The following is a 14510-nucleotide window of genomic DNA, read 5'->3' as shown; positions in this document are numbered from 1 at the left end:
GCCCCGGAGGATGGGGTGCCGTGAAGGTGAACAGCGTCGAGGACGCCGACGCGCTGGCGAGCGGCGCGCACGAGGGCCAGACCGACCGCATCGGCGTGGCGTACGTCGAGCACGTCCGTGCCGTCGCCGCGGGGCTCGCACCCTTCGGCCCCGAGCTGCGGATGGCCGGTCTGCTGCACGACGTCATCGAGGACACGCCGTGGACCGCGGAGCGGCTGCGCGCCGCGGGCGTTCCCGACCGCGTCGTCGCCGTCGTCGAGCAGGTCACCAACCAGCCGGGTGTCGCCTACGAGGACAAGCTGCGCACGATCACGCGCAGCCGGGACGCGACCCTGGTCAAGATCGCCGACAACGCCCACAACAGCCGGGCCGACCGCGCCGCCCGCCTTGATCCCGCCGCGCGCGAACGCCTCGCCGCCAAGTACCGGGCCGCCCGCGCGGTGCTGTGGCCGGCCGCCCCCCGCGAGGACGTCGCGGCGATCCTCGCCGTCGTCAACCCGGACCTGCTCGCCGAACTGCCGGCCGCGCTCAGTCGGGAGCGGCCGGCGGCGGACGGGACGCGGTGATCGCGGCCTGGAGACTGGCCAGCCAGATCGCGGCGTCGACGGCGTAGTAGAGCAGCGGGTCGGGGGCCCGGCCCGCCGAGGCCGTGCAGACGTCGTGGATGACCGTGCGGTCCGTCGGCGCGTCGGCGGGGTGCGGGTACGCGCGCAAGGGACGCTCGCGGCCCAGGCGCAGGTCGTAGCTGAACGGCAGTGCCATACCCCGCAGGTGGTGGGCGGCGTCGCGCAGGTGCGCGGCGCTCAGCGGCCAGGCGGACAGCGCGCCCGGTGGGCAGTTGTCCAGCAGGATCTGCCCCATCGTGATGACGCGGTTCCCGGCCAGCATGATCACCTGGAAGTCGGTGTCCCCTGACGCCGCCTGCCGGGGGTCGTGCCGTTCGGTGGCGTACTGGGCGTAGGTCGCCTCGGCGATCAGCTGGGCGAGCCGGGCCCGCGGCAGGGCGTCGGTGGCCCGCGCCCCCTCGGTGATGGTCTCGGTGATGTCGGCGACCGCGCGGGAGCCCTGATCGAGGACGCGGGCACAGGCGCGCCGCAGTTCGCCGGTTCCGCCGTGCGGCCAGGCGAGCAGGCCGACGACGGCGCCCGTGACGGCCCCGGTGAGCACGTCCAGCACGCGGGCGGCGGCCAGTTCGGGCCCGCTGCGGGCGATCTGGGTGAACGCGGCGGCCACGGTCAGGGTGAAGAACGCCTGGCCCCAGCCGGGCCCGAGCACCGGGCCCGCCGCGAAGGCCAGCAGCATGCACGGCGGCAGCAGCGCGGCGTATACCAGCGGCGTCCCGGCCGCGGCGTACAGGATCAGCGCGGCGACCACGGCCCCGGCGAGCGTTCCGCGCAGCGCGGGCCACAGCGCGGTACGGGTGTCGACGGCGCTGGTGCGCATCACGGTGAGCGTGGTCAGCAGCGCCCAGAAGCCGTGCTCCAGGCCGAGCGCGCCGACGACCAGCCGGACCGCCGCGAGGGCCAGGGCGATACGCACCGCGTTCTGGAAGTACACCGAGCGCGGCGTGAGATGGGCACGCAGCCGGTGGTAGTACAGCTCCGCCGTGGGGCGCCCGGCGTACCAGAAGGCCCCGGGCCGGGCCCCCGGCGGTGTGCTGTCCGCCGGGATGCGGGCGCCGAGCACGATCCGCACGGCCGTGACGACGAAGTCCGCCGTGTGCGTGATGTCCAGGGCGAGCGCGCCGTTGCGCACCATCGTGGCGGAGTCCGTGCCGGTCCCGCGCGGCCCCACGCGGTGCGACTCGAAGGCGCTCGCGGCGGCACCGCAGACGGCCTGCATGGGCGGCGGGGCCCGGCCGGTCAGCGCCCGGTCCACGTCCTCGCAGGCCGCCGCCGAGGTCAGCAGCAGCCCCATGGCGGCCGGTTCGGGCGGCGGCGCCCCCTCGTCGGCCGACTCCGTCAGCCGCCGTGTCTGCGCGAGCAGATGGCGCATCTGCGAGGCGGCCTCGGACAGCGCCCGGTCCCGTGCGGACGCCGACGCGGGGCGCTCGTCCGTCGGCACGTGGCTCATCCGCAGTTGCTGCGAGGCCTTCAGCAGCGTGTCCGGGTCCCGCCGGCGGGGCGGGTCCGCCGCCAGCCCGTACAGCGCGTCGGCCGCCGTCCGCGCCGCCCGCGCGAGCCGGTGCTCGTACCGGCCCGGGCACGGGGCCGGCCACAGGAAGATCTCCGCGACGCAGGTCAGCAGGATCCCGGCCACCAGGCCGGCCAGCCGGTGCCCGAGCGTCGACGGCGCGTACGGCGGGAAGCACGGAAGGATGTAGAACAACTGCAGCCCGTTGGCGAGACCCACCAGCTTCGGGCCGCCGACCCCGCTGAACGAGACGAGGAAGCCCACCGCCAGCATCCCCAGGGCCGCGGTCCAGGCGTGCGCCGCCAGCACCGTGCCCAGGGTCACCAGGGCCATGCCGACCGGCAGCGCCGCCAGCAGGGTGCGCGCCCGCTCGCGCGGCGTGCCGGGAACCGAGGACAGCCCGCCCGCCGCGACGCCGGCGAACAGGGCGTAGATGGCCACCGTCCGGTCGCCCAGCCCGTACCGCGCCGCATAGAAGCCCGTGCAGGCCACCACGGTCACCCGCGCCGAACGCCGCACCGCCGCCAGCCCCGGATCGCGGGCCCGCAGCCACTCCAGTCCGCTCCGACGCGCCCGTCCCATCGTCAAACGGTAGGCCGCCCGATCACACCGGGCCACCGCGACGCGCATGCCGCGCGCAGGGCAGGCAGGGTCCGTTGCCGCGGAACCGATTCCGGCCGCGTCGGGGGGCGCCGGACGGCCCGGCGCTGCACGATCAGGGGTGCCGGGCCGTCAGCCGCGCGTGCGGGATTCGAGGTCGTGGCGGGTGGCGTCGCCGTATTGGCCGCTCTCGTCGCCGCGGATGCCGTACCAGACCTGGAAGCGGGCGACGGCTGCCGTGAGGCGGCGGTCGAAGCGGCCGTCGACCGCGCCGCCGGTGTAGACGTCGGGGATGCGCAGCAGGCGGGCCTGGAGGTCGCTGACGGCGGGGCCGCTGTCGCCTTCCCGGAGCACGCCGGAGGCGGTTCGCGCGGCGGGCGGCGCCGAGGTGACCGGCGCGGCGGGGGTGGCGGCGGGGGAGAACAGCGCGAAGGCGAGGCCGAAGCCGGCCGCGCCGGCGCCCGCGACGAGGGCGCCGAGGCCGGTCAGGCGGGCGGCGCGGGACGCGCGGTGCCGTGGGGCGGGAGGAGTCGGGGGCGGGGCCGGGGCGGGGCGCCGGACGGGGGGCGGCAGGGGCTGGGTGTCGGGGCCGGGGCCGCCCGCGCGCGGGGGAGGGGCGGCGCCGTCGGCGGGGCGGAAGAGGTCGAGGGACTCCTCCCAGGAACTGCCCGCGGCGGCGGACTCGCGTGCGGGGATGACCCGGGTCGGCTCGATCATGCGGCGCCGTGACGGCCCTCCGGCGGACGGGTTCGGCACTGCGGTACCCCTTGTCTCCCCCCTCGGCCCTGCTGGTTCGCCCACGTTAGGACCGAACTGCCGTACCCCCGACGGGAATCGGCGAACCCGCCCCGCCCGGTGCCGCACTGCGCTATGTCGACCGGGCCCTCAGCCCGCCCAGGGCGCGGCGATCCGGAACGAACTGTCCGCGCGGTACGCGGAGCCGTGCCGGTACGGATCGAGGCGCAGCCGGAAGTCGCGGTGCCGCAGCAGGCGCTCCGGGTGGTTGTACGACGCGAAGGAGACCGTGCCCCGCCAGGCACCGGGCCGGGCGCAGAAGGTCGCGTCCTCGCGGAAGAGCGCGGAGCCGTCCGGCCGGTCGAGGCGGATGCGGAAGTCCTGGTGCCGCAGGTAGCGGCCGTCAGGCGTGGCGAAGGAGACGCAGCGCGCGTCGGCCAGTCCGGTGACGAGGACGAAGGTGGCGGCCCTGCGTGCCGCACGGGTGGAGGACGCGGCGACGGGTTCGAGGCGGCCGGTGTCCTCGGCGGCGCTCCAGAAACGGTCGGGGAAGTTCACGGACTGGAGCGACAGGCGGTGTCCCCGGGGAGCGCCCGGGTCGTCGGCGCCCGGCCGGTGGTGGGTGGCGGTGGGTCGGGGCGTGCCGGGAGCGCTGCGGGACGACCCGGAGGCGCCGTTCGCGGGGGCCGTGGTCACCGCCGGGATCCGGGTGGTGGCCGGCTGGATGCGCGGGGCGGAGGGAGGGGGCGAGGACGTCGCCTTCTCCGCGCCCGTCGTGGGCGTCCGGGAGGCGGCCGCCGGGCCGTCCGGCAGCTGGGCGAGGGCGGCCTGCTCGGCGGTGGCCTCGCCGGGCGGCGGTGCCGCGTCGTGGAAGACGACCGGCGCGAGCAGGGCGCACACCGCCACCACCGCGGTGCCCACGACCAGGCGCAGCGCCCGCGTCTGGCGCCGGGGGGCCGGATCCGCCCGGCCCGGTGCGGTGAGGGCGACGCGTAACGGGGCGCGTGACGCCGACCGGGTCCACGCGTCCTCGTCGAAGCCCGGGAACGGGCGGTGCGCAGCGGGGGCGGCGCGTCGCGGCTGGAAGACGTCCAGTTCCTCGTCGTCGGGGCCGTCGGGGCCGTCGGGGCCGTCGGGCTCTGGGGCTGTCACGTGGGTGCTCCGTCGCTGTCGGGCCGGGGGGCGGACGGCGGGATCCGGCTGCCCGGCAGCTCGGCTGGTCCGCGGCCTTCCGTGAGCGGCGAGATTAGCGAGACCGGGTGGTTTCTGCGGGGCTTCGGTGAAAACTGTTATCCACTGATGCCCCTGTTGCTAAAGGATCCAACTTCCCTGCTCTCCTGGCGGGTTGACGTTCGAACCCGGCCGGATCCGGCCGCCGCGACCGCGCCGCCACCCGCCCCGACCAGCCCGTCCCCCGGCATGAACGGACCCGCCGGCGGGAAGGCGCGCCTGCGGAACCCGCCCTGTACGCAGAACGCCAGGAGGTGGCCCCATGGCAGGGTCGACCGCGCACGCCGATCCACCGGGATCGATCCGCACGGACGTGCCCGCACGGCTGGACCGGCTGCCCTGGACCCGCTGGCACTGGCGCATCGTGATCGGGCTCGGCACGGTCTGGATCCTCGACGGCCTCGAGGTGACGATCGTCGGCAACATCGCCGGCCGCCTCGCGGAGTCCGGCAGCGGGATCGACATCAGCACCGCCCAGGTCACCACCCTCGCCGCGGCGGTGTACGTGGCGGGCGCGTGCCTGGGAGCGCTGTACTTCGGCCGGCTGACCGACCGGCTCGGCCGCAAGAAGCTGTTCATGGTCACCCTGGCCGTCTACCTCGTGGCGACCGCGGTCACGGCGTTCTCGTGGACCGCCTGGTTCTTCATCCTGTGCCGCTTCTTCACGGGCTTCGGCATCGGCGGCGAGTACGCGGCCATCAACTCCGCGATCGACGAGCTGATCCCGGCCCGGGTCCGCGGCCGGGTGGACCTCATCATCAACGGCAGCTTCTGGGTCGGCGCGGCGGTGGGCGCCTTCGCCTCCATCGCCCTGCTGAACACCGCCCTGTTCGCCACCGACGTCGGCTGGCGGCTCGCCTTCGCCATCGGTGTCGTCCTGGGCCTGGTGATCCTCCTCGTCCGCCGCCATGTGCCGGAGAGCCCGCGCTGGCTGTTCGTCCACGGCAGGGCCGAGGAGGCCGAACGCATCGTCGCGGACGTCGAGCGCGAGGTCCACGAGCAGACCGGGCAACGCCTTCCGGAGCCCGAGGGCAGCATCCTCATCACCCCGCGCGGCGACATCGGCTTCCTCACCATCGCCCGCACGGTGACCCGCACCTACCCGCGGCGTACGATCCTCGGCCTCGCGCTCTTCGCGGGTCAGGCCTTCCTCTACAACTCCGTCACCTTCGGCTACGCCGTCATCCTGACCACGTTCTTCGACATCCCCAACGGCGACACCGGCTACTACTTCGCCGTGATCGCGGTCGGCAACTTCATGGGGCCTCTGCTGCTCGGCCACCTCTTCGACTCGGTGGGCCGCAAACCGATGATCTCCGGCACCTACATCGGCTCCGGCGTACTGCTGCTGGGCACCGCCTGGCTGTTCCAGCAGGGCAGCCTCAGCGCGTTCACGATGACCGCCTGCTGGACCGCGGTGCTCTTCCTGGCCTCGGCGGGTGCCAGTGCCGCGTACCTCACGGTCAGCGAGATCTTCCCGCTGGAGACCCGGGCGCTGTGCATCGCGTTCTTCTACGCGGTCGGTACGGCGCTCGGCGGCATCACCGGCCCACTGCTCTTCAACGGCCTGGTCAGCAGCGGCAAGCCGTCCGACACCACGCTCGCCTTCTGCATCGGGGCCGTGCTGATGATCCTCGCCGGGTGCGTGGAGGCGGCCATCGGGGTGCGCGCGGAGCGCCGCAGCCTGGAGTCGCTGGCCTCGCCGCTCAGCGCCGTGGACGAGTCCGGGCGGACCGCCGCCGCGAAGGGGTGAGAGACCCCCGCGGTCATGCGGTTCAGTGCGGGCGACGGGCGACCAGGCCGCGCAGGAAGGCGGCCTGGCCGGCGTGCTGGAGGTCGTCGGAGACGACGCTGACCAGCCGGACGGCGAGGGTCACCGGTGGGTCCCAGCTCTCGTCGACGACACGTTCGAAGTCGGCCTCGTGCAGCGTGCGGAGATAGCCCACGGTGTGGTCGTGGACGGCGTCGTGGTAGCCGGTCAGCAGCTCGCCCGAGGGCACCCGCACCGCGTCGACCTCCTTGCGGACGTGCCCGTACCCGGTGTCGTACGCGGGCAGGGCCAGGTCGAAGCGGCCGGCCCAGCCGTCGGCGGTCCACAACTGCTCGGTGCCGGCGGCGTCGGCCACGTGGTCGTCCTGGATCCGGGTGAGGTGCCAGACCAGCCAGGCGATGGAGTTGGAGCGGTCCTCCAGGCGGGCGTGCAGCTCGTCAGGGGAGAGGCCGTCGACGGCCTCGTGGACGACCTCCTGGATCCGGCCGAAGGCGTCTACCAGCAGTTGGGCGCTCTTCACGGGTACTCCCTGCGATCGGTGGGGGCCGGGGCTGCGCTCCACGCTAAGCGGCCTCTCCCGCGGCGGCCACGAGACACTCCAGGACCCGGCGCAGCGCCGGCTGCTCCGCGGTGCCGGCGGCGAGCAGGGCGGAGACGGTGCGGGTCACCGGGCGGGCCGGCGGGTGCAGGCTGACGCCGTCCAGGGCGGCGGGGAGGGCCATGCGCGGCACGAGGGCGACGCCCGCCCCGGCCCCGACGAGGGCCGTGAGCACGGCGAAGTCGGAGGCCAGCGCCACCGGCTGGGGGACGAAGCCGGCGGCCCCGCAGGCCCGCCGGGTCAGCTCGTGGCAGGAGGTCTCGGGCCCGGGCATCAGCCAGTTCTCCCCGGCGAGGCCCGTGAGGTCGGCAGGCTCCCCGGCGGTGAGCCGCAACCGGTCCGCGAGGCCCGTGGGGAGGGCCAGCAGCACGGGCTCGTCGAGCAGATGGTGCTGCTCGCACCCCGCGGGGACGTCGCGGGGCAGCAGGCTGTACGCGTGGACCACCGCGAGGTCCGTCTCGCGGCGGCGCAGCGCGCGGACGGCGGCGTCCGGCTCGTGCTCGGCGATGCGCAGTTCCGCCGGTCCTGTGCCGTCCGCGGCGGCCCCGGCGGCGAGCCGCGCCCAGGCAGCGGGCAGCAGGACGCGGGCGGCGGAGGGGAACGCGGCGACACGCACCGGTGCCCGGCCCCCGCCGCGCAGACCTTCCAGGGCGGCCTCGGCGGACGCCAGGTCGCCGAGGATGACCTCGGCGTGCTCCACCAGCAGCCGGCCCGCGGCGGTCAGCCGCAGCGTGCGCCCGTGCTTCTCCAGGACGGCGACGCCCGCCTCGCGCTCCAGTGCGGCCAGTTGCTGCGAGACGGCGGGGCCGGTCAGGTGCAGGGCCTCGGCGGTGGCGGCGATGGTGCGGTGCACGGAGAACTCGCGCAGCAGGGTCAGCCGGCGGACGTCCAACAAGAAGCTCACCTTCTTGTTCCGCATAGAAAGAGTAACTGGATCTTCTGAATCCTAGCGGGGACAGTGGAGGGCGTGAAGAGCTCCCCCCGCTTCCTGGCCCTCGCCGGCACCGTGGTGCTGTGGGCGTCCGCCTTCCCCGCGATCCGCGTCGGGCTCGACGGTCTCGGCGTCGCGGGCCTGTCGTTCCTGCGCCTGGCCGTGGCCTCGGTGGCGCTGGCGGTCGTGGCGCCGCTGATGGGGGTGCGCCGGCCGCGGGGGCGTGACCTGCCGCTGATCCTGCTGTGCGGGCTGACCGGGATGAGCGCCTACCAGGTGCTGCTGAACTGGGGCGAGGTGCACGTCCCCGCCGGGACCGCGAGTCTGCTCGTCGCGCTCGCGCCGGTGTTCAGCGTGCTGCTGGCCACCGCCTTCCTCGGCGAGGCGCTGACGGTGCGCATCGTCCTCGGCAGCCTCGTGGCCCTCGCGGGCGCCGCGGTCATCGCCTTCGCCCACGGCGGCGCGCAGGTCTCCGCGGGGGCTCTGGTCGTCCTCGCCGCGGCCGTCGTCCAGGGGACCTACCACGCGTCCACGAAGCCGCTGCTGGGCCGCTACACGGGCCTGGAGGTCGCCTGCTACGCCATGTGGGCCGGGACGGCGCTGCTGCTGCCGCTCGCGCCGGGGACGGTGGCGGCGCTGGCCCACGCGCCCGCCGCCGCCATCGGGTCCGCCGTCTACCTCGGCCTGCTGCCCTCCGCGCTGGGCTTCGTGATCTGGGGTTACGCGGTCGCCCGTACGACGCTGGCCGTCTCCACCGCGGCGCTCTACCTCGTCCCGCCGGTCGCCATCGCCGTGGCCTTCGTCTGGCTCGGTGAGACCCCGCACTGGGTCGAACTGGCCGGTGGGGCACTCGGTATCGCCGGGGTGGTGCTCATCAACCGGCGGCGGTCCCCGGCCCGGGCCGCCCCGGGGACGCGGGCTCAGCGGAGCGCGACCACCAAGGTGACGACGTAGGGCTCCTCGACCGTGCCGTCGGGGAAGAGCGCGGTCAGCCGCTCCCGTTCCGCCGCGAGGAAGTCCTGGGCCCGCTCCTCGCCGAGCACGAGGAACGCGGAGTGGCTGCCGAGGCTCCCCAGGTGGACGTCCAGCGGCACCCGGCGCGTCCAGGCCACCCGGCGCACCGTGAACCCCGGCCCCTCCGGCACGCGGTCCCGGGCCCCGCCGCCCAGGGCCCCGCCGCCGTGCCCGAAGTACGCCCGCAGCCGGGCCTCCTGGTCCGCCAGCCACGGCGCCGAGCGGTCGAAGTCGTTGCGCCACACCGCGAAGGCGCCACCGGGGCGCAGCACCCGCAGCGCCTCCGGCACCGACGCCGCGGGGTCCGTCCAGTGCCAGGCCTGCGCGTACGTCACGAAGTCCATGACGCCGGTCGCCAGCGGCAGCCGGTCGCCCTCACCGCGCACGACGGGCACGTCCGGCAGCGAGCGGCGGAACTGGGCGGACATGCCGTCCCCCGGCTCGACGGCCACCACGCGGGCGCCGCGGGCGTGCAGCAGCGCCGTCGCGATACCGGTCCCCGCCCCGACGTCCGCCACACGCGCGCCGGTCAGCGACCGGTCCGCGACCTCCTCCAGGGCGTCCAGCAACGCCACCGGGTAGGAGGGGCGGTTCGCCGCGTACTCGGCGGCCGCCTTGTCGAACGAACGGGCACGGGAAATGATCGTCATGCCTCCATCCTGCGTCGCCGCGCGCCGGCCGGGCGAAAGCTTTGCCCTTCCGTGGTCAATTCCACTGGCGGCGGTGGGCGTGCCCCCCTCCGCCGCCCGCGGGCCTGATCCACAGCGTGGCCAGCAGCCCCAGGAAACTGATGGCGATGACGAGCACACCCGGGCCGATGCCGCGGCCGCTGCTGATGGCCGCGAAGGCCGAGGTGTCGGCCGCGGTGCCGGGGTAGCCGACGCCGCCGGGGGCCGCCGGGGCGTTCTGCCCGCCCTGCGCCCCGGGAGCGGCCGGCGCGGCCGGGGCCGCGGGCGCCGTCCGACCGCTGGAGCCGCCCTGCGCGTTCCCGCCGCCCGGAGTGGCGCCGCCGGTGCCCGTGCCGGTGCCGGGGGCACCGGCGGGCGCCGAGGAGGCAGGGGCCGCGCCGGCGTCCTGGTCGCCCGGCGTCGCGCCGTCGCTGTCCGTGGCACGGGGGATGCCGACACCCAGCGCGGCCAGCGCGGTCGTCACCGGCTGGAAGAAGGTGATGCCACCGGAGGTGCAGTCACCGCTGCCGCCCGAGGTGACGCCGAGAGCGAGGCTCTGGGCGAACAGCGGGCCGCCGCTGTCGCCGGGCTCGGCGCACACCGTGGTCTGGATCAGACCGCCGACCTGGCCCTCTGGGTAGTTGACCGTCGCGTTCAGACCGGTGACCTGGCCCGAGTGCAGGCCCGAGGTGCTGCCGCTGCGGAAGACCTGCTGTCCCACCAGCGCCTCGGCCGCCCCGTTGATCCGTACCGCCCGGCCGTCGCCGAGGTTCACCACGCTCGCGCGGTCGTTGTCGGTGCCGCCGGGGTCGCCGTAGCGGATCAGGGAGAAGTCCGCGCCCGGAAAGGAGCTCGCGACCGTCGTGCCGACGCCGGTGGCACCCCGGTTGTCACCGAACCAGGTGGTGCCGACCGGGCCGCAGTGACCCGCGGTCAGCAGAAAGGTCTCCTGGCCGTCGGTGACGTTGAAGCCGGCCGAACAGCGGCTGCCCCGGGTGAAGATGGGCGCGGCGCCCGCGGTACGGGTGGTGAACGTGTCCGTGGTCCGCTCCATGCGGACCGCGTCGCCGATGCCGTCGGCGACGTCCTTCAACCGGGCCCAGTCCTCGGCCGAGACGGTGGGGTCCGCGAGGACCACCACGGTGTTCGTCCTCGGATCGACCGACCACGCCGTGCCCGCCACCCGCGGTGCCTCGCGGAGTGTGTCACCGGCCGAGCTCAGCTCGCGCATGCTGTAGCGCACGACCTTCGCCCGCGCGCCCGCCCGGGTCACCTCGGCCGCGGACGCGTCATCGGTGACGGCGACCACCGGGCGGCCCTGGGCGTCCACCCAGCTGCCGGCGGTACGGGAGTCGCCGAGCCGGCTCTCCAGCTGTCTGGCGAGGGTCGCCGCGCTCCCCACGCTCTGCGCGCCGTCGGCCGGGGCGTCCAGGACCCGGTGGCCGCCGCCGTCCTGTGACGCGTTCGCCCCGGACTGGGACACCATCACCCCGCCGCAGACGACTCCCGCGACGGCCACGAGCCGTATCGCGCGCTGCACGTGACGCCGTGTGCGCCTCACCCAGACCCCTACTTCCGCATCCGTACGCGAACCCGCGGACCCGGGCCCACCCTCCATACGTGCGGTACGCGCCGCGTGCTCACCGCCGCGGCGACCGGTGTCCGCCGGGCCGGCGCGGGCCGGCTGGGGTGGGGGTCAGGCGGGGCGGGGCCGGGCGCCCCGGGTGCCCGGGGCGGGGCGAGGACCTATGGTGACGGAGAGGCGCCATGCGGGCGCCGACCGCGACGGCGCGTCCGTGCCGCCGCGGTGAGCCGTCAAGGAGCCGTGATGGGCGGACAGTTCGAGGCAGTGGTCGAGATCGGCCGGTCCGTGGGCGAGGTCTTCGCCTACCTCGCCGAAGGCACGCACGACCCCGAGTTCAGCCCCCGGGTGCAGGAGATCAGGAAGAGCCCGGCCGGTCCGACCACTGTGGGCACGATCTTCACCAGCGTGGTCAAGGACGCCGGTATGAAGACCCGGCGCGAGTTCCGGATCACCGCGCTGGACGCTCCCAACCGGATCCGCTGGGCGGAGCAGTCCAAGAACCTGGTCACCGCGACGCAGGGCGGCTATGACCTGGAGCCGGTCGGCGAGCGGGTGACGCGGCTGCGCATCTTCAACGAGCTGGAGGGGCACGGCGTCGGCAAGCTGCTCGTCGGGCTGGCCCTGAGCGCGGCCCGCAAGGACGCCCCGGCCTTCGGGCAGCGCATCAAGGCGGCCGTCGAGGCCTCCTGACACGCGCCGGACGACGCCGCCTCGCGCCGCGGATGCCTCCGGCCGCGCCCCCCGCGTCATCCGGGGGGCGCGGCCGGGCGTGCGTCAGTAGCGCAGTACCGCCGCGATGCGCTCGTGCTCGGCGAGGGTGTCCGGGGGCAGGAAGACGACCTCGGCGCCCTTGTCGAGCGCGGTCTCCACGACCTCGTCCACGATGTCCTCGCGCACGCCGCCCTCGAAGCCGCCGGCCTGCTCGCCGTCGCCGTCGATCGGGACCAGGTGGCCTTCCGACACCTTGACGATGCGCTGGTAGTCCTCCTCGACCGCGACCAGTTCGGCCCGGCCCTCGCACACCGACTCCCAGACCTCGTCCAGTCCGGCCGCGAAGGTGCGGCGGCTGCGGGCCTCCTCGAGCCGCGCGCCGACCCGCTGGGTCTCCTGGCGCGCGAACTCCTCCTTCGCGGGAGCGAGTTCCTCCAGGAGCGTCGTCTCGGGGGCGTCGATCAGACCGCCCTTGAGCACGGTGGCCACGGCGGCGTCGGAAGCCGTGCCGACCTCCTTGAGCAGCCCGACGGCGTCGGGGAGCCCGACCAGGTACAGCGGTCGCGCGTCCGTGCCCAGCAGCGCGGCGAGCGCGGAGTCGACGGAGCGCAGGAAGCGCCGGGTCTCCTCGTTGCTGAAGGTGCTCGGGTGGTCGCCGATCTGCTCCAGCCGCTCGGGGTCCCACTCCAGCTGCTCCGGCTCGGCGGGGAAACCGTCGGCCTCGTGGGGGTGGAGCGCCTGACCCGTGCCGCTCCACAGCGTCGCGCGGTCGGCGGCGACGCCGAGCACCCAGTACGGGCGGGCACGGGCCTTGGCGGCGACCAGGTTCCGGGTGAGGAAGCTGTCGCTGATCACCACACGCTCGGGCACCGGACGCGGCAGGACCCACAACTGGTGGTCCTCCTCTGTGGCGTACATGACCAGCCCGTCGAGGGAATGACGCAGGTCCACCTCGGATGCGGCCCGCTGGAGCTGGCCCTTGATGTTCATCCGGGCCCGGCGGGACGCGTCCGGATCGTTCTCGACCCGGCGTTCGGCCTCGGCGATCAGATTGCGCAGCCGCACCGCGTCCTGGGCGTTGTCCGGACGCTGGTGCGTAGGCATGGTCAGCGACACCGCTGGGTACGGCCTGGTCGCGCGGAGCTCCCGCAGCGTTCCGGCCGTGAGGGCGTCGGTTTCCATGGTTGCCTCCCTGAGGTCCACGGTTGCTCCCCGCGGACGGGGGCAGCCCACCTCCCGAGCGTTTCACACCCCGCGCCGGGCCGCCTGCCGGGGAACGGGTCCCGCCGGGCGGGTCAGCCGGAGGTGCGGTGCCGGGCGCCGAAGCCGCTGTCCCAGGACCACATGTGGGTGCAGGAGGGGCACTGCAGATGCACCACGGGACCCTGGTTGGAGAGCAAGTAGCGCCAGTGGTCGGGGCAGTTGCGGCCCGCGGCGCAGGTGGCGCACTCGACGTGGTCCGCACAGCGGGGGCAGGGGATCCAGGCCCGGCGGGCGGGGTCCGCCGAGGGATCAATCGGAAGCAGCACCGTCGTCCTTCCCGGTCTCCTCACGGGCGGGCAGGACGCCGGCGGCGACGAGCATGCGGTGCACCGCCTCCTGCTCCTCGTCCAGTCCTGAGTAGAGCAGCCGGTGCGCCTCGTCCTCGCCGCGCAGGACCTCGACGGGGTCCCAGTCGTCGCCGAGGGCGGCGACGACCTCGGCGCGACGGGCCGTCTCGTGCTCGGTGAAGTCGAGCTCGAAGGTGTGGAGCTGGTCCGGGGAATCGTTGTGGTTCATGGTCACTCGCCCGCTCCCGCGGCACTCGGGGGTCAATCAGACGTGTGTATCAAAATGCCGGACTTGCTGGGAAGTGTTCGAACCCCGAATGTGACGCACTCCATGCTGGTCAGGGGCGTTTCGCAAGGCCGCGGCGGACGCTCGCCAAGGGCCGGAAGGGCTTGCGCGCGGTGCTCGTGCCGGGTGTGCCCTTGGGGCGGCCGTTCTTGGCGGGAGCGGCCTTGCGCGGCGTGCTCTTGGTCGCCGGGGCCGCCTCGGGCGCGGGTGCGGGTGCGGAGGGCTTGGGCACGGCGTGCACGACCCGGCCGAGCCGGCGGCCGAGGAGCAGGTAGCCGAGCAGGGCGCCGGTGGTGTTCATGATCACGTCGTCGACGTCGAAGGCCCGGCCCTGCACGACGGCGCCCTGGGCGAGCTCGACGAGGACCATCACCAGCCCGGTGGTCACCACGACCCGCAGCGCGCCGCGCGCCTTGGGCGCCAGCACCGGCAGCAGGATGCCGAAGGGCATGCCCAGCAGCACGTTCCCGCCGACCTGGCGGACGGCTCCCGCCACCGTGTAGCGCTCGTAGTACTGGCGGAGCGAGGCCCCCGGGTGGAGATTGGCGTGCGCCAGTCCCGCGGAGGCGTACGAGGGCGAGAGCGTCGCGCGGGCGAGCACCGCCCCGAAGGCCACCATGGCGACGAACGCCAAGGCCATCGCCGCCCACCGGCCCACCGTCGCCAGCACCGAACGGCGCCTCGGCTCCGTTACCTCC

The 14510-nt window shown here is 74.9% G+C and carries 15 protein-coding genes; 4 read left to right on the top strand and 11 right to left on the bottom strand.

Annotated features, from left to right (window positions below; translation table 11 throughout):
* The first annotated feature begins 20 nt into the window (after positions 1-20).
* The gene (locus ACFYXS_RS13145) at positions 21-566 is read left to right on the top strand and encodes an HD domain-containing protein (RefSeq protein WP_389247155.1); all 546 of its coding nucleotides are present in this window, start codon (positions 21-23) and stop codon (positions 564-566) included.
* On the opposite strand, the gene ACFYXS_RS13140 is transcribed toward ACFYXS_RS13145, so the two are convergent.
* The 3 genes from ACFYXS_RS13140 to ACFYXS_RS13130 form a co-directional block, all read right to left on the bottom strand.
* A complete protein-coding gene (locus ACFYXS_RS13140) occupies positions 529-2715 on the bottom strand; it encodes an FUSC family protein (RefSeq protein ID WP_389247153.1) in 2187 nt (728 codons plus the stop codon). The two genes, ACFYXS_RS13145 and ACFYXS_RS13140, sit on opposite strands and share 38 nt — an antisense overlap.
* A 150-nt stretch (positions 2716-2865) precedes the next feature.
* Positions 2866-3450: a peptidoglycan-binding protein gene (locus tag ACFYXS_RS13135; RefSeq protein WP_389247151.1), complete on the bottom strand. Its 585-nt coding sequence runs from the start codon at positions 3448-3450 to the stop codon at positions 2866-2868.
* Between the two features lie 168 nt (positions 3451-3618).
* Positions 3619-4620 carry an AbfB domain-containing protein gene (locus ACFYXS_RS13130; protein ID WP_389247149.1) on the bottom strand — a complete coding sequence of 334 codons (1002 nt, stop codon included), beginning with the start codon at positions 4618-4620 and terminating at the stop codon, positions 3619-3621.
* Between the two features lie 340 nt (positions 4621-4960).
* Between ACFYXS_RS13130 and ACFYXS_RS13125 the strand changes: the two genes are divergently transcribed.
* Positions 4961-6451 (top strand): MFS transporter, encoded by a 1491-nt coding sequence (locus ACFYXS_RS13125; RefSeq protein WP_389247147.1) that lies wholly within the window; start codon positions 4961-4963, stop codon positions 6449-6451.
* Between the two features lie 22 nt (positions 6452-6473).
* On the opposite strand, the gene ACFYXS_RS13120 is transcribed toward ACFYXS_RS13125, so the two are convergent.
* Together ACFYXS_RS13120 and ACFYXS_RS13115 are read right to left on the bottom strand one after the other, a co-directional pair.
* Positions 6474-6989, bottom strand: a complete 516-nt coding sequence (locus tag ACFYXS_RS13120) for a DinB family protein (RefSeq protein ID WP_389247145.1) — start codon at positions 6987-6989, stop codon at positions 6474-6476.
* 43 nt (positions 6990-7032) lie between these two features.
* Positions 7033-7971, bottom strand: a complete 939-nt coding sequence (locus ACFYXS_RS13115; protein WP_389247143.1) for a LysR family transcriptional regulator — start codon at positions 7969-7971, stop codon at positions 7033-7035.
* Between the two features lie 63 nt (positions 7972-8034).
* On the opposite strand from ACFYXS_RS13115, the gene ACFYXS_RS13110 reads away from it, so the two are divergent.
* Positions 8035-8952 (top strand): DMT family transporter, encoded by a 918-nt coding sequence (locus tag ACFYXS_RS13110; protein WP_389247141.1) that lies wholly within the window; start codon positions 8035-8037, stop codon positions 8950-8952.
* Here the strand turns inward: ACFYXS_RS13110 and ACFYXS_RS13105 are convergent.
* Positions 8919-9662 (bottom strand): class I SAM-dependent methyltransferase, encoded by a 744-nt coding sequence (locus ACFYXS_RS13105; RefSeq protein ID WP_389247139.1) that lies wholly within the window; start codon positions 9660-9662, stop codon positions 8919-8921. The genes ACFYXS_RS13110 and ACFYXS_RS13105 overlap by 34 nt on opposite strands.
* A 55-nt stretch (positions 9663-9717) precedes the next feature.
* On the bottom strand, positions 9718-11241 hold the full coding sequence (locus ACFYXS_RS13100) for a S1 family peptidase (protein ID WP_389247138.1): 1524 nt from the start codon (positions 11239-11241) through the stop codon (positions 9718-9720).
* A 267-nt stretch (positions 11242-11508) separates the two neighbouring features.
* Between ACFYXS_RS13100 and ACFYXS_RS13095 the strand changes: the two genes are divergently transcribed.
* Positions 11509-11955 (top strand): SRPBCC family protein, encoded by a 447-nt coding sequence (locus ACFYXS_RS13095; RefSeq protein WP_389247137.1) that lies wholly within the window; start codon positions 11509-11511, stop codon positions 11953-11955.
* An 84-nt stretch (positions 11956-12039) separates the two neighbouring features.
* Here the strand turns inward: ACFYXS_RS13095 and ACFYXS_RS13090 are convergent, their stop codons facing one another.
* The 4 genes from ACFYXS_RS13090 to ACFYXS_RS13075 form a co-directional block, all read right to left on the bottom strand.
* Positions 12040-13158 (bottom strand): chemotaxis protein, encoded by a 1119-nt coding sequence (locus ACFYXS_RS13090; RefSeq protein WP_389247135.1) that lies wholly within the window; start codon positions 13156-13158, stop codon positions 12040-12042.
* A 113-nt stretch (positions 13159-13271) separates the two neighbouring features.
* The gene (locus tag ACFYXS_RS13085) at positions 13272-13502 is read right to left on the bottom strand and encodes a hypothetical protein (protein WP_389247960.1); all 231 of its coding nucleotides are present in this window, start codon (positions 13500-13502) and stop codon (positions 13272-13274) included.
* Positions 13489-13755 (bottom strand): DUF6400 family protein, encoded by a 267-nt coding sequence (locus ACFYXS_RS13080; protein WP_360909340.1) that lies wholly within the window; start codon positions 13753-13755, stop codon positions 13489-13491. The genes ACFYXS_RS13085 and ACFYXS_RS13080 overlap by 14 nt, the downstream gene beginning before the upstream one ends.
* 109 nt (positions 13756-13864) lie before the next feature.
* Complete coding sequence (locus ACFYXS_RS13075) at positions 13865-14482, bottom strand: VanZ family protein (RefSeq protein ID WP_389247132.1); 618 nt, start codon at positions 14480-14482, stop codon at positions 13865-13867.
* Between the last annotated feature and the right edge of the window lie 28 nt (positions 14483-14510).

This window comes from Streptomyces sp. NPDC002574, from assembly GCF_042889545.1.
In the GTDB taxonomy this organism is placed as follows: domain Bacteria; phylum Actinomycetota; class Actinomycetes; order Streptomycetales; family Streptomycetaceae; genus Actinacidiphila.
Note: the sequence above shows the minus strand (reverse complement) of the source record. Positions and strands in the feature narration are given on the sequence as shown.